The following is a 22,188-nucleotide window of genomic DNA, read 5'->3' on the forward strand; positions in this document are numbered from 1 at the left end:
CGATTGCGAAATCGCCGCACCCCTGTCTGCGGCGTCATCCGTTTGTAAGCATTTCGTGAAACAACCGCAACAGCGAGGATTTACGCCAGATTCATAAACAGGGCGTGGCTCCATGCCACGCCCTGTCCGGCCTGACAGCTACCGCTCGATGAAGTACACGGATTCCATTCCTGCCCGTTCGAACCGATGGCGGTACACAAACCCAGCCGACAAAAATGCAGCGTCGCCGTCGCCGTTTGTGTCCGCACCATCCGCAATCGCAGGCGCGTGACTACCGATCGCATCGATCAGGAGATCGAGCTCACGGTTGGCCTCACCCAGGGAGTGCGCCGCCTCCGAGCGCGGATCCTGCAGACGCAACGCCGCAGTGTGCTTCTGAACACCCTGATGGGATATCGGCGACGCCTCCCCTTCCGTCGTCGCCGGGCGGTCCTGCCGGGAGAAGCGCAAGCCAAGGCGCTCAAACCATCCGCCCGTGCGTCCGGTCTCGCTGGAGATCGCAGCGATCTTCGGGCCGAACTTCATATCGGAAATCAGGCGAGACAACTCCCATCCGCCGCCCAGGCCATCCTGGTCGAGATAGGACAGCCCCCCGCTCCAGACGTCGTCATCCATATGCCGATGCCGGCTGCCGGATACCGCCTCGGGACCGCGCGAGAAGCCCATCGCAATCGGCGTGTTCCAGCCCGTGCCCGTCCCACTTGCGGCCACGCCCTCCATCGGCGTCAGCAAGTCGTCGAACTGCGAAGCGGGGATACCGTAGCCACCATCACCCGGCTGTACGAAGGCGATGGCGTACTCGCCGCCAAGGAAGTGATTGAGCACCCTCACTTCCTCGTTCGAATCGCCGTCGACCCGGACGACCAGATCGTCGCCATCGCGGTGATAACTCAGGCGCTCCCGGGCAATCGAGGCGAAGTAGATGTAATCGCTGCCTCCGCCGGTGTTGTCGATGGTGTCGCGGCCGGAGCCCGAGGCGTAGTAGTAATTGTCGTCACCGGCGCCGCCCATCAGGTGGTCGTCGCCGTCCTCGCCCTTCAGGCTATCGGAACCCGCCCCGCCGACCAGGATGTCGTTGCCCGACCCGCTGAACGAGCCGTTGCCGCCATACAGGTCATCGTTGCCGTCGCCGCCTTCGACGCGGTCGTCGCCGCCGAACGCGAACATCGTGTCGTCGCCACCCAGGCCGCGCATCAGGTTGCGGGCACTGCTACCCAGCAACTGCTCCCCGGATGCCGTGCCATCGACCGTGTTCGAGTAGTCACCCTCATCGCCCGGGATGTCGCCGCCCGGATCGCCACCACCGTTGCCAGTGTCGGCCAGGGCGTTGATCGCAGCGGTATCCAGCAGCGTGTCACCATCGGGTTGGACGTAGTCGATGGCCGCATCGCCGCCGAGGAAATGATCCGTCACTCGCACCGTGCTGCCAGGGTCGGCATCCACGGTGATCAACAGGTCATCCCCATCGCGGCTGAAGTCGAGGCGCGCCGAGTCGATGCCGTCGTTGAAGAAGATACCGTCGTATCCGCCATCGCTGTTGTCGATGGTGTCCTGGCCACCACCGTAGACATAGCTGTCGTCACCGAGGCCACCGATCAACGCGTCGTTGCCGTCCTGACCGGCCAGGGTGTCGTTGCCGGCGCCACCTTCCAGTCGGTCGACACCGGAACCCGTGCCACTGCCGTTGCCGCCGGCGAGATAGTCGTCGCCGTCACCGCCCTGGAGGGTGTCGTCGCCACCCATGCCGAACAACTGGTCATTGCCGCCGAGTCCCTTGATCAGGTCCTTGCCGGCACTGCCCGCTAGTTGCTCGCCGGAAGCGGTGCCTTCGATCACCTGGTCATACTCATCACCGGTGCCGCCACCGGCCACGATCTGGTTGATCTGGGCCGTGGTGAGATAGAAGCCGCCATCGTCGGGTTGGACATAGTCGATGGCTGCATCGCCACCAAGGAAGTGGTTCTGCACCCGGACTGCGGGCGTCGTGGCATCGTCGACGAAGACCAGCAGATCATCGCCGTCGCGGCTGAACGACAGTTGCTCACGGGTGATGCCATCGGTGAAGAACACGCCGTCGAAGCCGCCATCGGCATTGTCAATGACGTCCGAGCCGGTGATATCGCTGACGACGTACTTGTCGTCGCCGACACCGCCGATCAGGGTGTCGTTGCCACCACCGCCGGCCAAAGTGTCACTGCCACCCGCGCCATCAATGACGTTGGCCGCACCATTGCCGGCCAGGTAGTTGTCCAGCGCGTTGCCGGTGCCGTCGATTGCCGCCGCGCCCTGGAGGAACAGCGTCTCCACGTTGTCGGCCAACGTGTAGGACGCGGTCGTCTGCACCTTGTCATCGCCCGCGCCGGCGGCCTCCACCACCACATCGGAGCCGTGATCGACGATATAGGTGTCATCACCGGCACCGCCTTCGAGCTGGTCGATGCCCTCGCCTCCATCGAGGTAGTCATGGCCCGCCCCACCCAGCACCAAATCGCTGCCGGTACCGCCGAACAGGGCATCGTCGCCATCGAGACCATGGAGGTCGTCATCGCCGTCCCAGCCACCCAGGGTGTTGTCGCCCGCATTGCCGGTGACCAGGTTGTCCAGCCCATTGCCATTGCCGGTCGTGATGCCGTCGGCCAGGATCAGGTTCTCGACATTGTCGGACAGCACAAGGTTGGTTTCGTACCGGCGCTCGACCGTGTCGAGGCCTTCACCTTCGTTCTCGTAGATCCAGTCGCTGCTGGAATCGTTGACGAAGGTGTCGTTGCCGGCGCCGCCGTGCATGTCGTCGCCACCCAGGCCGCCGTCGAGACGGTTGTCGCCGGTATTGCCGGTCAGCACGTTGTCCCCGGCGTTGCCGGTGCCCTGGAGGTTCTGCGTGCCGGTCAGGGTAAGGTTCTCCAGCGTCGAGCCAAGGGTGTAGTCGATGCTGGACTCGACAGTATCCGACCCCTCATCGGCCAGCTCGACGACATCGTCTCCGGCGTTGTCGACGACGAAGGTGTCGTTGCCTTGGCCGCCGACCATTTGATCGGCACCGGCGGCACCGTCCAGACGGTTAGAGGAGGAGTTGCCGTTGATCAGGTTGTCGCCGGCGTTGCCGGTGCCCTGATTGGCGTTGCTTCCCTCGACCAACAGGAGCTCTTCGATATTCGCGGACAGGGTGTAGTCATCGGTGGCCTGAACCTTGTCCACGCCCTCGCCGGTAAGCTCGACGACGACATCCTGTGTGCTGTCGACGAGGAATACGTCATTGCCGGCGCCGCCACCAAGATGGTCAACACCCGTCCCGCCGTCCAGCAAGTCATTTCCGGCTCCACCCAGCAATATGTCGTTGCCGGACCGCCCGCGGAGAACGTCATCTCCACCAAGACCTTCGAGCTGGTTCTCGCCATCGTTGCCCAACAGCTCATTTACGGCATCGTTGCCGGTCGCATTTATATCGGAAGTGCCCACAAGCTCCAGCGTCTCGACGTTCACTGGCAACGAATAGCTGACCGAGCTCTGGATAACGTCTTCACCTTCTCCAGCTACCTCGATCACTTGATCCAACGTGTTATCTATGAGGTACGTGTCACTACCGACTCCGCCGACAAGCTGATCCTGACCAGTACCGCCATCGAGCTGGTCATTGCCACCGTCAGCGGTCAGCACGTCGTTGCCAGCGCCGCCAAGAAGCACATCATCCCCATCACCGCTCAGCAAATGGTCGTCGCCATTCTCGCCATATAGGCGATCGTTGCCCCCCCCGCCAGAGACGACGTCGTCACCATCCTCAGCGTAGATGGTGTCGTTTCCGTCCAGCCCATTGATGGTATTGCCCAGGGAGTTGCCATAGATGACGTCCTCGACCGCCGTTCCCTTGAGAACTTCGGCATCTAGACCGGCAGGTGTGATGTCCCAAGGCTGGCCTTCGCCCGGAATCAGGCTAAGACCGAATTGCGCCAATCCGGTCACCGGGTCGAAGTAGTCCGTAAGACGAATCTCGTCCGCCGGACTGGAGCCGAAGCGGATAACGAGACTGGAACCGTCGCGCCGGAAGTAAGCTTCACCGACGGTCAGATCGGAAACGTAGATCGTTGAATGCCCCTGCAGATCGCTGATGGTGTCCTTGCCATCGCCACGCTGGAAGTAATAATTGTCATCGCCCTCGTTGCCTTCAAGGACATCGTCGCCGAGGCCACCTGTGATGTTATCGGCGCCGTCTCCGCCGAGGATCTGGTCATTGCCCGCGTCGCCGCGGATAACGTCGGCTCCCTGGGCGCCGGCCAACCAGTCGCCCTCTTCGCCACCGGACAGGTCGTCGTCGCCAAATCCGCCGTGTAGCGCGTCGACCCCGGCAGCACCGATCAGCACGTCGTTGCCGTCGTCGCCGAACAGGGTATCGCTGCCCGCATCACCCTGCAGCGTGTCGTTACCCTGGTCGCCGTTAAGGGTGTCGTCACCCTCGCCGCCGGCCAGCAAATCGTTACCGTTTCCGCCCAAGATGGAATCGTTGCCGGCTTCGCCGGAGATCGAGTCGTCCGAGTCATAGCCGCGTAGCGTATCGTCGCCCGCGGTAGCCGCTTGTACCAGGGCCTTAACGACGCCAACGTCCCAAACGGTTCCGTCGGAAAAACGAATCTCGTCGATGCGCCAGCCACCGTTGGCATTGTCAGAAAAGTAGTTGCTGACGCTTGCCACGTCCTGTGTTCCCGTGACCGTAAGGTACAGGTCGTCGCCCACGCGCGTAGCCACGACCTGGGACGATGTGATGCCCGCGTCGAACTCGATAACATCGTGACGCAGGGCAGTTGAGTCGTAGTTTTCGATCACATCGCGACCGAATCCGGCCGCCAACAGGTAACGATCATTGCCCTGCCCGCCACTCAAGCGGTCGTTTCCACTGTCTCCGTGCAGCACGTCGTCGCCGGCTCCTCCATCGGCGCTGTCGTCCCCTGCGCCGCCGGCAAGGACGTCGTTACCCTCGCCGCCGGACAGGCGGTCGTTGTCGGCTCCGCCATCGATAGTATCGTTGCCGCTATCTCCGTTGAGGCTGTCCGCGCCGCCGGCGCCTGAGAGTTGGTCATCGCCACCGCGGCCGCTCAGCCACTCACTGGCGTCGCTGCCCTGGATCACGTCATCCGTCTCGTAGCCATACAGGTCATCGACACCTTCAACGGGGATTAGGACCAGCGCCTTTACGTAGTCGACTGACCACGTAGTGCCGTCGGCGAAGCGAATCAAGTCCAGCCGATACGCACTGGTGCCATCCTGACGAAAGTAGTCCTGCACGTCGACGCGATCGCCGGTGCTAATTACCTGTAGACACAAGTAATCGCCACTGCGCCATACACGGAGGTCGGACGGCGCGATGTCCGGCGCAATGCTCAGCGTGTCCATGCGCCCGGTGTCACTGTCGTAGTTGTTGATGCGATCGTGGCCGGCGCCAAGTCCAAAGAAATAAACGTCGTTACCGCTACCGCCACTCAGGAAGTCGTCACCAATGCCGCCATCGAGCCAATCACTCCCTTCCCCTCCGTGCAGGGAATCGTTGTCGGCCTCGCCCGATAGCACGTCGTTCCCGTCGCCACCGGAAAGATTGTCGTTACCCATACCACCGCGCAACACGTCCTTCCCGATGCCGCCGTTTAGGCTGTCGGATTCGGAGCCGCCGAAGAGCCTATCGTCGCCTGCTCTACCGAATAGCGTGTCATTGTCCGCACCACCGGAGAGCGTGTCGTCGCCGTCGCCACCGTCTATCCGGTCTGTCCCCGTGCCGCCGAACACGAGATCATCTCCGGCTAGCCCGGAAAGCGACTCGTTTCCTGAGGCTTGGTCTCGACCGATGATGATGTTCGACGCGGCATCGCCAGCGGTGATGTCCACCGTCGCAAACACGACGCCCACCTCGGCCAGTGCTGCAACGGATGCAGGCGTGTCCTGTGCGTCAGTTACCCACTGACGCAATAGAGCTTCACCCGCAGTCCAACCCGTCTCGATAAAAAACTCACCTTGGGCACCCAGCACCTCGGCCAGATCCAGCGCTGCATCGAGCGGGTGCGACTGATGACGTAGTTGCAGTGCGGCTTCCAGTGCGGTGAAGTCATACGCGACCGTGCGTGTTTCGTCGCTCCAGTTGACGCGTACTGAATCGAAATAGTGTTTCAGGCGCGTCTGTTTACTGAGCGACGCGTAGACGCCGTCGAACAGTCGGTCGTACATCTGCATGTACTGATCAATGGTTTCGTTGCCCCACCACAGCACTTCAATGGGCTCGTAGCCCAGCATGGCTTCAACTACCCGTACCTTGCGGATGTCCTCGATACTCAGTTCTTCGGGATCGGGCCAGACCAAAGCCTGGCCCGGCCGCAGACGAATCACATTGCTGGAATTGGGATCCTCGACCGATCCACCAAAACTCAGTCGTACGCTTCCTTCGCTGTAGTCTGGATTGGTTCGCGCCCATTCGAGCATTACGTTAGCGAGCAATGTTCGCTGATCCTCCCGGCTGCCGGCGGCGGCGAACATCTGTAAGGCCATTGCCAGTTGCGGCGAAAGCGCAGCAGCTTGCCGAAGGTCACGCAGCTTGCCCATTCCCTGAAACTCTGGAAGGTCGGCTATCGCTGCCGGGATAGGCACTGTGTCCGCGTATTCGCTATGGACGCCGTCGTTGTCGAAGTTGAAATCCTGCATGATGCCGATAGACGTTGCCCCGTCGCCATTTACCCGCGTGAAGCCCGCGCTGCCCACCACTGTGCCGCCAACGACGCTTTGCCCCGATGACGTGAAATCGGTCTCAAGCTGGGTGACTCCAAGCTCTTGCAGTGAGAGCAGTTCGCCTGCTTCGGTGACACCGTTGCCATTGGCGTCGCGCCAGATGCGCAGCGACGCGAATGCCGCGTCGGCTTCATCAACGATTTGGTCGCCGTTGCTATCCAAATCCGCCAGCGCTTCAAACCCGGTACGCGCCAGCTGACCATTGGCCAGCTGCGTCTGATCACCGAATAGTTCGCGACCCGAGTCGATATGGCCGTTTCCATCCAGGTCGCGTACGAGTAAGCCGTCCTGTCCACCGACCCATCCCGTCGCCGTGCGTATGCCATCGCTGTCGTGGTCGAATAGCGCACCTTCCCAGTCACCTTCCGCGCGCGTGGACACGATACCGTCGCCGTCCAGATCCAATGCGAGCGGGTCGTATCGCACGATACGGTAGCTCCCATCCTTGTTGAGTCGACGCGCGGCGTCCTCCGCGTCGCGGTCCAGCGGGTTTAGCCCCAGCGAGTCGAACAGGTTGTCCCAGAAGTTGCCGCGGTCTTTGAAATAGTCTGAAAGGAACGCGTCGTAGAATGCATCGGCAGCGAAGCCCACCGCGAGCCCTGCAAGCAATCCAACAGCCAGTGGCGCGCCCAACGCGCCGAGGACGAGGCCTGCAGCCAATCCCGCGGCAGCGCCAAACGCTGCCTTGGCAATGCTTCCCGTATCGCCGCCGCTCAGCGCGTGCAGCAGTTGCGCCGCGTCCAGAAGGGCGCCGGCGTTCGCGTAGCGGGCTGCGATGATATCGGCTTGGCTGCCACTATGCGCGGCCACTTGGGAAGCGTTGGCTGCCTGCTGGAACGATCCTTGAGCCTTGTCGATCATACTTTGACCGGTTGCATCGAGGTGCTGCGCCAAGCCGGACTTGTTGTTTTGCAGGCTGTCAGCGAAGTTCTGGAACATTTCGCCCGTCTGCTGGGAGTGGTTGCCGCTGGCGCTCAGACTATTACTGTAGTTCTGCATCTGCTGGCTGAATTCCTGCAGATAGCTATAGCGCGCGTCGTCGCCCGACCACTGAGATATCCCGGTGAGGGCTACCTCAATAGCTTTGTCGCTGCCTGCGACGGCGCCCAGGCCGCTGTGCAACATGCTCTGGACGAAGGGATCCGAACTGGAGGTCCCTGTGTCATTAGTGGTGCTGTAACTTCCAGTCGTTTGATCGAACTGTATGACACTAGTGCTTCCGTCGGCATTGTGGAACGTGATGTCTCCGGTAGCGGAATCGACAGTGTAATTAACATCGACGGGCTTTATCTGCAGTGGCATTTTCTGATCTCCTTATCTCGAAAAATGGGAAGACACAAAATAGCGATCATAAGTAACTTAAACATCATTGGATCGCATAGGGATACCACGCAATCCACGTCAGACCTGTCACCAGGAAAAATATCGCGATCCAAAAGATGGTCATACTTACTAGCCCGACCCAGTAGCGCGCTGGGCTGCTCAATCTATGGCTGCGTGAGGTAGGCTGTGTCCCGGTGACCACGCCGGACTGCAGCACCGAAACCGGGTAGAGAACGACGAATAGAAGCCACAGAAACCAATTCAATGCGAGAGCGATGTTTCTTGCCTCGCTTGCTTCGGGACGTACAATGATCAGGCCTGCGGATACCGCAACAGCAATGAACATTAGACACACAGCGAGTATCTGGGATAGAGGTCGATCTGACATTATCTTTTCCGGATGTATGTTGAACTCGAAAAGTTCCTGTAAATTCAATCGGAACATTTACCTTAACGTTCGCGCAACGATTCCTCGGCATTACGCTGGAGTGGACTTAGCAGATAAGTGATCAATCGTCGTTTACCCGTTTTGATCTCTGCGCTCAAGCTCATACCGGATGTCAGTTGAATTTGGACCCCATCAATTGTCAACGTCGCATCATCAAGGCTAATTCGCGCCGGAAACACCAAACCGAGGCTCTCGTCCTGTGCCGCGTCGTGCGACACGCTGGTGACGATGCCGGTCAGGTAGCCATAACGGGTATAGGGGAAGCTCTCGATTTTGACCGTGACTGCCTGACCCGGCCTCACAAAGCCGATGTCTTTGTTCAGCACGGCAGCCTCGATCTCTAGTGATTCCTCACTCGGAACCACGGCTAGAAGTGCCTGCGCCGGCGTTACCACGCCACCAACTGTGTGGACTGCCATTTGCTGCACGGTGCCATCAACGGGCGCCCGCAACTCCATCAACCGATCGCGGCTGGCGGTTTTGGCGACCTCCGGGGTCAACTGCCGTATCTGCTCGCGCGCTTCGCGCAGGCCATCCAGGGTCTGCTGGCGAATATCGGTCACCAGCACCTGCAGCTCTTCCTGCGAAGCGCTCAGCGCCGATCGGACTTCCTGCAACCGGTTTCGCTGCGCAGCTACATCACGCTCGGCGGCGATGCGCTCCTGCTCACGCAGCAGGTAGTCATGTCGTCCCACGTACTTGTCTTTGACCAGCTCCGCGTAGTCTTCCGCGCGGGTCTTTGCAATACGGGCGTTCTCTTCCAACGGCCCGATCATTGCTTTGACGGTATGCAATTCCGCTCGTCGCTGCGCGATGGCAGCACTGAGACCTTCGTGCTTGGCCTGGAAGGCCTCGAACTGGCTGATCGCGAGTTGCCGCTCATTTGCAAGGCGCGCGTCGGGCAACGCTTCGTTCGGCGACATCGCGGGAAGATTCCCGGAATCAATGGCTTCCGCCAAAGCAGCCAGGCGTGTGGCCGCAAGTTGGGCGTTGATAAGGGCTTCTTCCGCTTGCTTGCTCTCCGCTCCGGTAGCCGTCGCATCCAACTCGATCAGCAACTGCCCTTTCTTCACCGCGTCGCCATTGCGCACGAGGATGCGCCGCACCACTGCCGTTTCTATCGGCTGGATAACTTTGGTACGCGAACTGACAACGGTCTTGCCTGGCGCTACCGCGACGATGTCGAGCTTGCCGAAGCACGCCCACAACAGCGCCACACAGAAAAACGCGATGATGATGCGCATCGCCCAGCGCGGCGCCGGAGACACCGGGGTATCCGTCAACTCCAGATGGGCTGGTAGGAAGGCCAGTTCATCGCGGCTGCGCCTGGGGGGCTCAAGCTGCTCTCGCACGGCCCAGGCGGACTTGAAGATCGCTGTGTAGCGGGACAGGAAATCTCCCACTCCCTGGAAGATGTGCTTCATGCGGGCCCCTGTTGCAACCGGTGCAGATGCGCGTACTGGCCGTCGGGCAGCGCCAGCAGTTCGGCGTGCGTGCCGCACTCGACGATCCTCCCCTTGTCCACTACCACGATGCGGTTGGCCTGTCGCACGGTCGACAGGCGATGGGCGATGATCACCACCGTGCGACCCCGGCAGATGGCGTGCATGTTGGCCATGACCGCATGCTCGGATTCGTAGTCGAGCGCACTGGTTGCTTCGTCGAAGATCAGGATCCGCGGATCGGTAATCAGCGCCCGCGCAATCGCGACACGCTGGCGCTGGCCGCCGGACAGACCGGCACCGTGCTCGCCGACGATGGTGTCGTAACCCTCTGGAAGCTCCACGATGAACTCATGCGCGCCCGCCAGCTTTGCCGCATGTATCACACGTTCGAGGGGCATGCCCGGGTCGCTCAACGCGATGTTTTCGCGGACGCTGCGGTTGAACAGGAAGTTTTCCTGCAGGACGACCCCCAGTTGCCGGCGCAGCCAGGCAGGATCCGCGAGCGCCAGATCGTGGCCGTCGATCAGCACGCGACCCCGCTCGGGGGTGTACAGGCGTTGCACCAGCTTGGTGAGCGTGCTCTTGCCGGACCCGGACCGGCCGACGATGCCGATGACTTCGCCAGCCCTGATGTCCAGTTCGATTCCGTTGAGCACCTCGGCGGTATCGGGCCGGTAGCGGAAGGTCACGCGCTCGAATGTCACCTGCCCCTTGATGGGCGGTAGCGCGACGCGACTGCCGGATACCTCCGGTCGCGTGTTGAGGATGTCACCCAGCCGTTCGACCGAGATGCCGACTTGCTGGAAATCCTGCCACAGCTGGGCCAGGCGGATGATCGGTGCGGACACCTGGCCCGACAGCATGTTGAACGCGATCAACTGGCCGATCGAAAGCTTGCCCTCGATCACCAGCTTGGCACCCCAGAACAGGATGCCGACGCTGACCAGCTTCTGCACCAGTTGCACGCTCTGCTGGCCCACGGTCGCGACCTTGGTCACGCCAAAACTGGCGCCCACGTACCCGGCCAGTTGGTTATCCCACGTACGCGTGACCCGTGGATCCACCGCGGTGGCCTTGATGGTGCCGATGCCGCTGACCGCCTCGACCAGGAAAGACTGATTGTCAGCACCACGTGCGAACTTCTCGTTGAGTCGTTTTCGCAATACGGGTGTGACACCCGCGGAGATCAACGCGTAGACCGGCAGCGACAACACCACGATCAGGGTCAGCCAGCCGCTGTACCAGAACATCACGGCGATGAAGATCACCGTGAAGAACAGGTCCAGCACGGAAGTCAGCGCCTGGCCGGTGAGGAAGCTCCGGATGTTCTCCAGCTCCCGGACCCGCGCGATGGTGTCGCCAACGCGGCGGGACTCGAAATAGGCCAGCGGCAGCGCCAGCACGTGCCGGAACAGGCGCGCACCCAGTTCGACATCGATCTTGCTGGTGGTATGCGAGAACACGTACGTCCGCAGACCCGAGAGCACCACGTCGAACACGGCGATCGATACCAGTCCAATCGCAATCACGTCGAGGGTCGTAAGGCCACGGTGCACCAGTACCTTGTCCATCACCACCTGGTAGAACAGCGGTGTGACCAGCGCGAACATCTGGATGAAGAACGAAACGATGAAGACTTCGAGCAACAACTTGCGGTACTTGACGACCGCCGGGATGAACCAGCTGAAATCGAACTTGGCCAGCTCCCCAAGCACCGACGCGCGCGACGCCAGTTGCAACAGGCGCCCGGCGTAACGCGCCTCGAATTCCTCCAGAGAGATCGCCCGCGGCCGCTTCTCGGTCAGGTCGTGGATGAGAACGTTGTCGCCATTGACCCGGGCAACGATGAACGCCTCTCCGCCGGGAACCAGCGCCAGCGCCGGCAGACTGGCCATGCCGATGCGCGACGATGGCTGCGCAACCACCTTGGCTTTGAGTCCCAGGCGCCTGGCAGCCAGAAGCAGATCGGTCTCGTCGAAAGGTTCGCCGACACGGCCGAATTCATGGGCCAGCTGAGCCGCATCCGCCGCCACTCCATGGAATTGCGCAAGCAGGACCAAGCCCCGCAAGGCCGGATCGACCTGCGTGCTCGACTGCGATTCCCCGGACGCCGCGGCCTCGACGACTGCCAGCGAAGCACCCCCCTGTGCCATCGTGTCTTCCCTGATTTCCCCAAATCAGCCTGATCGACTGATTCTCCGAAGAATCAACCGCGGGTTTGGCCTTGTCAACCAACTGAGCGTGACAATGCGGGAAAATTACGATTCAAAGGCGAAATTGAGACACCGTTCCAGCATCCCTCCAGCGGCGCGCGACACCACGGTCTACTGATTGCCCGCCAGCAACAGCCCCAGCGCCACCACGACCAGGAACACCACGAAAACCCGCTTCAACGCATCCCCATGCAACCGGTGCGCCAGCCGCGTACCCCATGGCGCGGCCAGTACCGACGCCACCGCGACGCCGATCGCCGCGGGCAGGTACACGTAGCCGACCGCATGCTCGGGCAACGCCCCGGCCGGGGCGTGCAGCGCGTAACCGAGCGCGCTCGCCAGTCCGATCGCGACACCGCAGGCCGACGAAGTGCCGACCGCGCGCACCGGGACCACCCCGCGCCAGACCAGCAGGGGCACCGTCATGCTGCCGCCACCGATGCCGACCACCGCCGACAACGCGCCGATGCCCGCGCCGGCGGCACTCATCGACGGCCCCCGCGGGGCCGGCACGCCACTGCCGTCCACGGTACGCGCACGCCGGAACTGCAATTGCGCGGCCGCCAGCAGGCAATAGCCGGCGACGATGTAGCGCAGCACGTCGTCATCGATCCCGACCGCGATCCCGCTGCCGAGCCAGCCGCCGAGCAGCAGGCCCGGCACCATCCATGCCACCGTCGGCCACAGCACGCTGCCGCGTCGGGAATGCGCGCGCGCCGACGCCGCCGCGGTCAGCACAATGCTTGCCAGCGAACTGGCCAATGCCGCGTGCATCGCCGCCTCGGGCGGTATGCCGAGCAGCGGCAACAACCACGACAGCGCGGCGACCAGCACCAGCCCGCCGCCGACGCCGAGCAAACCGGCCAGCAGGCCGGCAACGATGCCGAGCAGTGGGAACAACAGCCATTCGACGGGCATTCGGCCTCCAGCGGCGCGGTTGGTGGTGTGAAAAAAACGGGCGCAGGCGTTCATTCTCGCCCCGCTATAGTCGGGCCGATGCTCCCCCGCCCGCTGCCAATCGTACTCGCCGCGCTTGCGACGTCGTTCGCGACGATCGCCTGTGCCCAGTCCACGCCGGTGCCGCCCGCGCAAGAGGTCGCCAGCGCGCCGGCACAGGCGCCGCGCCCGGGCGCGCCAATCAAGCCGCAGGTCGATCCACGACAGGCACGCGTCGCCGCCGCGATCCAGGCCGCCGAACTCGGGAACTTCGACGCCGCAAGCTACGGCGACCTTGCCGACCACCCGCTGTACCGCTGGGTCGAGTACGCCAGCCTGCGCCGCAACATCGACGACGTCACCGAGGCTCGCGCAACCGGTTTCCTGCAGAGCTACAAGGGCGAGGCGGTGGCCGAGGAGTTCCGCGAGTTGTGGCTCGCGGCAAGCGCACGCCGTAAGGACCCCGCCGCGTTCCTCAAGGCCTGGGACGACGAGGTGACCAGCACCAAGCTGCGCTGCGCACGGCTGGATGCGCAACGCGCGCTCGGACGCACCGACGCGCAATGGACCAGCGATGCCCAGGCAATCTGGAACGGCAGCGAGGGCAAGTCGCTGCCCGACGACTGCGACCCGGTATTCACCGCGCTCGCCGAACGCGGCGGCCTGACCGACGCGATGCGCTGGCAGCGCATCGAGGAAGCCGCCAACGCATGGCAACCCGGCGTGATGCGTGCCTCGGCGCGCGGCCTGCCGGCCGACCAGCAGGCGCTGGCCGAGGACTACGCCGCCTTCATCGACGCGCCGCACCCGCGCGCGCTGTCCTGGCCGAAGACCGACCGCAGCCGGCTGGTCGCGTCGCAGGGCCTGGCGAAGCTCGGCAAGGCCGACCCCGACCGCGCCGAGGCGCTGCTGCCCCAGTACGCCAGCGCGCTGGGCTTCACCGAAGCCGATCGCGGCCGCGCGATGTACATGATCGCGCTGTGGACGGTGGCGTCGTACCTGCCCGACTCCGAGCGCCGGCTCAACGCGGTGCCCGCGGCCAGCTACGATCCGCGCCTGCACGAGTGGCGGGTGCGCGAGGCGATGTCGCGCTCCGACTGGCCGGCCGCGCTCGCCGCGATCCGCAAGATGGGTGACGAGCAACGCAGCGATTCGACCTACGAGTATTTCGAGGGCCGGTTGGCCGAACTGACCGGCGACGAGGCCACCGCACGCGCGCGCTACGCCGCGGCGGCGCTCGAGCCCGAGTTCCACGGCTTCCTCGCCGCCGATCGCATCGACCAGCCGTATGCGCTGTGCCCGTGGGAAGTGCAGGCCGATGCCGCAACGCTCGCCACGGTCGCGAACAGTCCCGCCCTGCAGCGTGCGATCGGCCTGCACCAGCTCGGCCGCCATGGCTGGGCAGTGGAGGAGTGGGCCGAGGCGACCGAGGGCTTCAGCGACACCCAGCGCCAGCTCGCGGTGAAGATCGCGCAGGTCAACGGCTGGTTCGACCGCGCGGTGTTCGCGCTCGGCAGCGGTCCGCGCGAGCGGCAGCTCTATACGTTGCGTTTCCCGCTGCACCACGACGCGACGATCCGCCGCGAGGCCGAACGCAACGATATCGATCCGGCCTGGGTCGCGGCCGAGATCCGCGCGGAAAGCATCTTCAATCCGAAGGCACGTTCGGGCGCCAACGCGATGGGCCTGATGCAGGTGTTGCCGGCCACGGGCGCGGCGGTCGCGCGCCGGATCGGACGGCCCTGGGGCGGGACGCAGAGCCTGTACGACGCGGATACCAACATCGTGCTCGGCACGGCGTACCTGCGGCAGATGCTTGATGAGTACGGCGGCAAGCCGTACTTCGCGATGGCCGGTTACAACGCGGGGCCGACGCCGCTGGCGCGCTGGCAGTCGCAGCGGCCGGGGATGGATCCGGATTTCTGGATCGAGACGATCAGCTATGCGGAGACCCGCGATTACGTCGCGCGGGTGCTGGCCTTCAGCGTGATCTACGACTGGCTGCTCGATGGTGATGCGCTGCGGTTGAGCGATCGCATTGAGGGGCGGACGGAAGGGCCGCGCAAGCAGTTCGAGTGTCCTGCGCAAACTCCCCAAACCGCAGCGAAGGTTCCCTGATCGACCAAGCCTTGGACCTGCTGCAGTCGCTCTGAATACGGCGCGCGAATATCCACGCGTGGTGATCGGTTGCGGTATTGCGTCGCGAGTCCGGAGTCCGCGCAGGAGCCGGGTGGCGGGGGCATTGCTCCGCCCTCCGGACGGCTGTCCTGCCTTTAGTCGGGGCGCCGGCCATCCCTGGCCGGCTCTACGCAATACCCCCGCCACCCGACTCCTGCGCTACGTCGCGGATTGGCGTGTCGGCAGGCATCATGACTGCATGAAAACCTATCTCGTCGGCGGCGCGGTGCGTGATCGGTTGCTTGGGTTGGAGCCGGGCGACCGCGACTGGGTCGTGGTTGGCGAGAGCCAGGCGTCGATGGAGGTGGCCGGGTTCAAGCCGGTGGGGCGCGACTTTCCGGTGTTCCTGCATCCCGACAGCGGCGAGGAATATGCGTTGGCGCGGACGGAGCGCAAGTCGGGCCGGGGTTATCGGGGTTTCGTGGTCGATGCCGATCCGTCGGTGACGCTGGAGCAGGACCTGGGCCGCCGCGACTTCACCATCAACGCGATCGCGCAGGATGCCGAAGGCCGGCTGGTCGATCCGTTCGATGGTGCGCGCGACATCGAGGCGCGGGTGCTGCGGCATGTCGGCGATGCGTTCGTCGAGGATCCGCTGCGGGTGTTGCGCGCGGCGCGGTTCATGGCGCGGTTCGCGACGCTCGGCTTCCGCGTCGCCGACGAAACGATGGCGTTGATGCGGACGATGGTCGAGTCCGGTGAACTGGCCGAGCTGGTGCCGGAGCGCGTGTGGCAGGAGTTGCGCCGGGCGATCGCCAGCGAACGGCCGTCGGCGTTCCTTCGCACCCTGCACGACTGCGGCGCGCTTGCGGTGGTACTGCCGGAGGTCGATGCGCTGTACGGGGTGCCGCAGCGCGCGGAATACCACCCGGAAGTCGACACCGGCGTGCATGTCGAACTGGTCTGCGACATGGCCGCGAAGCTTGCGCCCGGTGACGACCTGGTCGGTTTTGCCGCGCTGACCCATGATCTGGGCAAGGCGCTGACGCCCGGCGACGTGCTGCCGAAGCACATCGGTCACGAGCAGGCCGGCGTCGCCCCGCTGCGGAAACTGTGCGAGCGCCTGAAGATTCCCACCGGGCACCGGCAGCTGGCCGAGATCGCATGTCGCGAGCATCTCAACGTGCACCGTTTCGACGAACTTCGCGCGAGTACCGCGGTCAAGTTGATCGAACGCTGCGACGGGTTCCGCAAGCCGGAGCGGATCGGCCAGCTCGCCACCGTCTGCGAGGCCGACAAGCGTGGCCGGGCGGGGCTGCAGGACCAGCCCTACCCGCAGGCCGATGCCCTGCGTGCCGCCCATGCCGCCGCGTGCGCGGTGCGTGCGGTCGACCTGCCGGCCGGGCTGGAGGGTCCGGCGATCGGCGAGGCGATGCACAAGGCGCGGATCGCGGCGGTGGCTGCCGCGACCGGCAAGAAGCCGTAGCCCCAGTCAACCGGATTTCCCTCCGTTGTAGGAGCGACGTAAGTCGCGATCGCACGGCGATCCCGGGTGCCGAGGAAATCGCGACTTACGTCGCTCCTACAAAAAGGCATCGCATCGGTGGCCGGGCGGCCTGCAACCGCCCGGCCAACACCATCAGAACCGGTAATCCATCCTCACGTACCAGCTGCCGCCGTTCATGCCGAACGGCATGGTCTCCCAGCCGTACTTGAAGCCCATCTGCGGGAATGGTGCACCGGTTTCCGGATCCCACTTGTCCGGGTACTGGTCGAAGATATTGTTGCCGCCGACGCTGAGCTTGAGGCTGTCACTGACCGCGTAGCGTACGCCGAGGTCGAACAGCGCCTTGCCGCCCCACGTCTGCTTGATACCCGGGGTGAAGCCCTCGCCACTGACCGAGCCGAAGTAGTTCCCGCGCGCGGTCCACTGCCACGCACCGGTTTCGTACACCGCCTGCAGCACGTGATGGGCGCGCGGCTGACCCTGCTCGATCAGGGTCACCTGCGGGTCGTCGAACAGTTGCTCGGGCGTCAGGATCGGTGATTGCGAGCGCCGTTCGAGCACTTCGGTCTTGTTGAAGTGAACCAATGCGGTCAGGTCGAGCGTGGCGCCGCTGTCGAACGCTGTGTTGTGGTTGGCGACGAAGTCCACGCCGGTGGTGCGGGTGTCGATCGCGTTGGTGAAGAACAGCACCTGGCCGACCCCGATCGGGTCGAGGATCGCGCTGATCGGGCAGTTGGTGTTGTCGGCCGCGCACGGCTGGCCGTCGGTTCCGAGCGCCTCGGGCTGGATGTTGCTGGAGAAGATGATGCGGTCATCGATATCGATCCGGAACACGTCCATCGTCAGCGACAGGCGCTCGGTGGGCGTGTAGACGAAGCCGAGCGTGCCGCTGGTCGAGGTCTCCTCCTTCAACGGCTGGATCCCGAACGCGCGAGTGACGTCGCTGTCCTGGCGCGCGGTCAGGGTGTCGGTCAGCACGCCCTCGGCGTTGAGGTTGGTCGAACGCTGGCTGTAGAACAATTGCTGCACGCCGGGCGCGCGGAAGCCGGTCGACACGGTGCCGCGCACCGCGAATGCATCACTGGCGTCGAAACGCGCCGACAGCTTGCCGATGGTGGTGTTGCCGAAGTCCGAGTAGTCCTCGAAGCGGACCGCGCCTCCGAGCAGGAAACGCTCGGTCAGGTTGGTCTCGGCATCGAAGTACACCGCCATGCTGTGGCGGCCCTCGTCGACCGCCTCGTCCGGCGAGAAGCCCGGGAAACCCTGCATGCCCGGCTGGGCGACATCGCCTGTTTGCCCGGTGATCACGATGTCGCGGTCGTTGCCGCGGCCGTAGCTGTAGGACACGAAGTCGCCGGCCTCGATCTCGTAGTTGTCCTGCCGCCACTCCACGCCGGTGGCGAGGTACAGCAGGTGGTCGTTGATGCCCTCGACACTGCCGGTGAAGTCGAGATTGAAGGTGGTCTGGTCGAACCGCAGCGTGCCGGTGTCGGCGGTGGTCGGCGATTCGCCGTAGATGCCGGCGGCGGGATCGGTCGGGTCGATCGGCTCGTACCACCAGCTGACGTTGGCCGAGTTGCCCTCGCTGAAGCCGAACTCGCTGCGTCCGTGGTTGACCGACACGTCCATGTCCCAGCCGCTGCTGCCCAGCGGCGCCTTGTAGCCGATCGCCAGCGAAGCATCGTCGACCGTGGTCAGGATGGTCGGCAGGAAGCCGTCGGGATACAGCTCGGGCACCGTGCGGTTGTCGTCGGGGCCGCGGAAGAAGCCCGACGAGTTGCCCTCGCGCTGCGACAGGCCGCCGAACGCGTACAGCTCACCGGCGCCGAGCGGGACCGCGGAGTTCAACCACAGGTAGGCGTCGGTCGCGTCGGAGTCGCCCAGGCGCTGGGTCACGCGCGGCGGGTTGACCCGCAGGCTGTCGGGGCCGGCGCGGTTGGTCTCGCCACGGTCGCGGTACTCTGCCGAAAGGTTGACGAATCCCTTGCCGAGGTCCCAGCCGGTGTTGACCGAACCGTGGACGATCTCGCCGTCGCCTGCATAGGTCTGGCCGCCCATCAGCGACACGTCGGTGTGGTCGGTCTGGCGCTTGAGGATGATGTTGATCACGCCGGCGATCGCGTCGGAGCCGTACTGCGCGGCGGCGCCGTCGCGCAGCACCTCGATGCGCTCGATCGCCGACAGCGGGATTGCGTTGATGTCGGTACCGGCCGAGCCGCGGCCGATGGTCTGCTGCACGTTGACCAGCGCCTGCTGGTGGCGGCGCTGGCCGTTGACGAGCACCAGCACCTGGTCCGGCCCGAGCGCACGCAGGGTCGCCGGCCGCAGGATGTCGGAGCCGTCGCTGACAAAGGTGCGGGAGAAGTTGAACGACGGTTCCAGCGTCTGCAGGATCTGCCCGACCTCGAGCGCACCGGTGGCGTTGAGCTCTTCCTTGCCGATGATGTCGACCGGCGCGGCGGTGTCCTCGGCGGTGCGGCCGCGCACGCGCGAGCCGGTGACCTGCACCGCGTCGAGGTTGGTGGCGTTGGATTCCGCCGGATCGGCCGTGCTCGACTGCTGGGCGGATGCGACGGGCGCGATGGCGTGGGCAGCGAGTATCGCGGCCACGCCCAGCGCCAACCGGGTGTGGTTGATGACGGACATGCTCGGTTCCTTGAGATGGTGAACGGACTTCCCCTGTACCGCGGCAAGCCTCCAGCAAGCCGCGCGTGCGCGCAAGTGGCGCAGACGGGTGTCACAGTTTTCCGCAATCGGCGCCGGCCGGGCGGTGTCGTTACGCGCGCGCTTGGAGGCGTGCGTCGAGCCGTTGCAGCCACCGCGCCATCGGCGTGACCGAGATGCCCAGCCCGGCCAGCGCACCCAGCGCGTTGGCCATCGCATCGGCGCTGTCGCCCAGCCGATCGACCGTCCATGCCGATTGCGCGACCTCGATCGCGATGCCGAAGACGATCACGCCCAGCGCCGCCAGCGCCTGCGGCCGCATCCGCGCGAACAGCATCACCGCGTACGCCGACAGCAGCGCGTAGCCGAGGAAGTGCTCGACCTTGTCGAAGCCGTTCGACACCGTCGGCAACTCGCCCGCGGGAAGCAGCGAGCCGACCGCTATCAAAAGGAACAACGCGCACCATCCCGCCAGCCACGTCGCCGGGCGATGGAACTCGCGCAGCAGCGGCCGCGGCGACCGTGCGGAACTCACAGCCGGTAGCTCAGGTCGCCGGCCAGGAACGCGGCGCCGAACTCGACGTCCTTCTCGAAACCGATGACCTGGAAGCGCTCGCCCATCTCGCTGGGCAGGGTCAGCCGCTTGACCTCGTTGCCGCGCCGCTGGCGCTCGGCTTCGTCGTCGATCTTCTCGATGCGTTGCAGCACCCCGGCCAGGCCGTTGCCGAGCAGGAAGCTGGCCTGGTTGCAGTAGCCGGCGAAGTCGAAACCGGCAGCCACGCCGGCCTCGGCCAGCGCGGTGAAGTCGACCGACGCGGTGATGTCCTGCAGGCCCGGCCACAGCAGCGGATCGGCGTGCATGCGATGGCGGTAGTAGGCACGCAGGGTGCCGTCGCTGCGGTCGGGCTGGTAGTACTCGGCGCGCGGGTAGCCGTAGTCGACGAACAGCATCGCGCCGCGCTGCATGCCGCCGGCGACCGCCTGGATCCAGTACGGCAGCTGCGGCAGCACTTCGGAACGGTAGCCGTCGGGCAGCGTGCGCTCGAGCCGGCGTTCGACGTGGCGTACCGCATTGGCCAGGAACCGGTCGGCCGTGCGCAGCACGCGGACGCGCTGGCCGGCTTCGATCGCGACGTGTTCCTCGTACACCTCGCCGGCATCGATCGCGAAACGCGGTGTCGGCAGCGCGTCGATCACCTCGTTGGCGAACAGCACGCCGTCCCAGGAATCGGCGAACGGCGCGTCGAGCCATTCGACCAGGTCGAACAGCGGTGGCACCAGTCGCTGCTGCAGGCGCTCGCGCTGGCGTTCGCGCAATTCGGCGCTGGGTTCGAGGATGGCGAAGCGGTCGGGCAGCGCATCGAGTTCGAGCAGCCGCTTGAGCGCGGTCTCGGCGAAGGCGCCGGTGCCGCCGCCGAGTTCGAGGAACCGCGCCTGCGGCCCGATCTGTTGCAACACCGGGGCGACGCTCTCGGCCACGCAGGCGGCGAAGACCGGGCCCAGCTCTGGCGCGGTTACAAAGTCGCCGGCCTCGCCGAACTTGCTCGCACCGGCGCTGTAGTAACCCAGCCCGGGGGCGTACAGGGCCAGCTCCATGAAGCGCGAGAACGGGATCGCGGCGCCGTCCGCGGCGGCGATCTGGGCGTCGATCAGGGCGCCGAGCCGTTCGCTGTGGGCAAGCGCGTCGGCGTCGGGGGTCGGCAGGTCGAAATCGGTCACGTTGGCGTCCATCCGGATACTCGCGCAGGATACCTGCGCAGGAGCGGCTTCAGGTGCGGCCTGAAGTCGGTGCTGGCGAATGATCAGCCGATCGCGGCTGAAAGCGCTCCTGCCAAGAACCCTGTGCGCTGCAACTCCCGAATCCGCGAAAAACCAGCATCAATGGAGGCCCAATGTCCGCTCCACCCGTCGTCCTGATAACCGGTTCGGCACGACGCATCGGCGCGGTGATCGCCCGCACACTGCACGCCGCCGGTTACGACCTGGCGCTGCACTGCCGCAACTCGCGCGCCGAGCTCGATGCGTTGGCCGCCGAACTGGAGGCCGCCCGCCCGGGCAGCACGCTGCTGCTGCAGGCCGACCTGGCCGAGTTCGACCGGCTGCCGGAGTTGCTCGCGCAGACCGTCGGCCGCTTCGGCCGGCTCGACGCGCTGGTCAACAACGCCTCCGGCTTCGAGCCGACCCCGCTCGGCTCCACCACGCCGGCACAGTGGGACGCGCTGTTCGCCAGCAACGCGCGCGCGCCGTTTTTCCTGGTCCAGGCCGCGGCGCCGCACCTGCAGGCCAGCGGCGGTTCGATCGTCAACCTGGTCGACATCTACGCCGAGCGGCCGCTGCGCGAGCACACGGTCTACTGCATGGCCAAGGCGGCGCTGCTGATGATGACGAAATCGCTGGCGCTGGAACTGGGGCCGGAGGTGCGCGTCAACGCGGTGTCGCCCGGCGCGATCCTGTGGCCGGAGGACGACGGCAACGACGCCGCGAAGGACGCGATGCTGGCGCGCACGCCGCTGGGCCGCACCGGCACGCCGGAAGAAGTCGCCGAGGCGGTGCGCTGGTTGCTGCAGGATGCGACCTACAGCACCGGGCAGGTGCTGCATCTGGATGGCGGGCGGATGCTGGCCGGGTAACCGACCCGTCGTTGGTCGTGACGTCGTACGACGGCGTCGTCGCGGAATGTAGGAGCGACGTAAGTCGCGACGCTCTGAACCCATGTAGACGTATGGAAATCGCGACTTACGTCGCTCCTACAAAAAGCCCCTATTCCGGCCAAGC

10 protein-coding genes are annotated in these 22,188 nt (G+C 64.8%); 3 read left to right on the forward strand and 7 right to left on the reverse strand.

All coding sequences use genetic code 11. The features are described 5' to 3' along the window. Positions 1-138 precede the first annotated feature (138 nt). From ACT9AS_RS04775 to ACT9AS_RS04790, 4 genes are all read right to left on the reverse strand, one after another. A complete protein-coding gene (locus ACT9AS_RS04775) occupies positions 139-8,061 on the reverse strand; it encodes a calcium-binding protein (RefSeq protein WP_445098958.1) in 7,923 nt (2,640 codons plus the stop codon). Between the two features lie 471 nt (positions 8,062-8,532). Beyond that, positions 8,533-9,954, reverse strand: a complete 1,422-nt coding sequence (locus ACT9AS_RS04780) for an HlyD family type I secretion periplasmic adaptor subunit (RefSeq protein WP_445098959.1) — start codon at positions 9,952-9,954, stop codon at positions 8,533-8,535. Further along, positions 9,951-12,128 carry a type I secretion system permease/ATPase gene (locus ACT9AS_RS04785; RefSeq protein ID WP_445098960.1) on the reverse strand — a complete coding sequence of 726 codons (2,178 nt, stop codon included), beginning with the start codon at positions 12,126-12,128 and terminating at the stop codon, positions 9,951-9,953. Before ACT9AS_RS04785 ends, ACT9AS_RS04780 begins: the two co-directional genes overlap by 4 nt. Positions 12,129-12,299: 171 nt before the next feature. Beyond that, on the reverse strand, positions 12,300-13,106 hold the full coding sequence (locus tag ACT9AS_RS04790) for a TSUP family transporter (protein WP_445098961.1): 807 nt from the start codon (positions 13,104-13,106) through the stop codon (positions 12,300-12,302). 78 nt (positions 13,107-13,184) lie between these two features. On the opposite strand from ACT9AS_RS04790, the gene ACT9AS_RS04795 reads away from it, so the two are divergent. Together ACT9AS_RS04795 and ACT9AS_RS04800 are read left to right on the forward strand one after the other, a co-directional pair. Next, a complete protein-coding gene (locus tag ACT9AS_RS04795; protein ID WP_445098962.1) occupies positions 13,185-15,242 on the forward strand; it encodes a transglycosylase SLT domain-containing protein in 2,058 nt (685 codons plus the stop codon). A 259-nt stretch (positions 15,243-15,501) separates the two neighbouring features. Continuing rightward, positions 15,502-16,728 (forward strand): multifunctional CCA addition/repair protein, encoded by a 1,227-nt coding sequence (locus tag ACT9AS_RS04800; protein ID WP_445098963.1) that lies wholly within the window; start codon positions 15,502-15,504, stop codon positions 16,726-16,728. 153 nt (positions 16,729-16,881) lie between these two features. Here the strand turns inward: ACT9AS_RS04800 and ACT9AS_RS04805 are convergent, their stop codons facing one another. The 3 genes from ACT9AS_RS04805 to ACT9AS_RS04815 form a co-directional block, all read right to left on the reverse strand. Further along, a complete protein-coding gene (locus ACT9AS_RS04805; RefSeq protein ID WP_445098964.1) occupies positions 16,882-19,395 on the reverse strand; it encodes a TonB-dependent receptor domain-containing protein in 2,514 nt (837 codons plus the stop codon). 130 nt (positions 19,396-19,525) lie between these two features. After that, complete coding sequence (locus ACT9AS_RS04810) at positions 19,526-19,948, reverse strand: VanZ family protein (RefSeq protein ID WP_445098965.1); 423 nt, start codon at positions 19,946-19,948, stop codon at positions 19,526-19,528. Next, the gene (locus tag ACT9AS_RS04815; RefSeq protein WP_445098966.1) at positions 19,945-21,144 is read right to left on the reverse strand and encodes an SAM-dependent methyltransferase; all 1,200 of its coding nucleotides are present in this window, start codon (positions 21,142-21,144) and stop codon (positions 19,945-19,947) included. Before ACT9AS_RS04815 ends, ACT9AS_RS04810 begins: the two co-directional genes overlap by 4 nt. 161 nt (positions 21,145-21,305) lie before the next feature. Between ACT9AS_RS04815 and ACT9AS_RS04820 the strand changes: the two genes are divergently transcribed. After that, complete coding sequence (locus ACT9AS_RS04820) at positions 21,306-22,043, forward strand: pteridine reductase (protein ID WP_445098967.1); 738 nt, start codon at positions 21,306-21,308, stop codon at positions 22,041-22,043. Positions 22,044-22,188 lie beyond the last annotated feature (145 nt).

The sequence above is a fragment of the Lysobacter sp. F60174L2 genome, from assembly GCF_052547135.1.

Coding starts and splice junctions, on each gene's coding strand:
- ACT9AS_RS04800 (WP_445098963.1), top strand. CDS start 15,502: ATGAAAACCTATCTCGTCGGCGGCGCGGTGCGTGATCGGTTGCTTGGG.
- ACT9AS_RS04775 (WP_445098958.1), bottom strand. CDS start 8,061: ATGCCACTGCAGATAAAGCCCGTCGATGTTAATTACACTGTCGATTCC.
- ACT9AS_RS04780 (WP_445098959.1), bottom strand. CDS start 9,954: ATGAAGCACATCTTCCAGGGAGTGGGAGATTTCCTGTCCCGCTACACA.
- ACT9AS_RS04820 (WP_445098967.1), top strand. CDS start 21,306: ATGTCCGCTCCACCCGTCGTCCTGATAACCGGTTCGGCACGACGCATC.
- ACT9AS_RS04790 (WP_445098961.1), bottom strand. CDS start 13,106: ATGCCCGTCGAATGGCTGTTGTTCCCACTGCTCGGCATCGTTGCCGGC.
- ACT9AS_RS04795 (WP_445098962.1), top strand. CDS start 13,185: ATGCTCCCCCGCCCGCTGCCAATCGTACTCGCCGCGCTTGCGACGTCG.
- ACT9AS_RS04815 (WP_445098966.1), bottom strand. CDS start 21,144: ATGGACGCCAACGTGACCGATTTCGACCTGCCGACCCCCGACGCCGAC.
- ACT9AS_RS04785 (WP_445098960.1), bottom strand. CDS start 12,128: ATGGCACAGGGGGGTGCTTCGCTGGCAGTCGTCGAGGCCGCGGCGTCC.
- ACT9AS_RS04805 (WP_445098964.1), bottom strand. CDS start 19,395: ATGTCCGTCATCAACCACACCCGGTTGGCGCTGGGCGTGGCCGCGATA.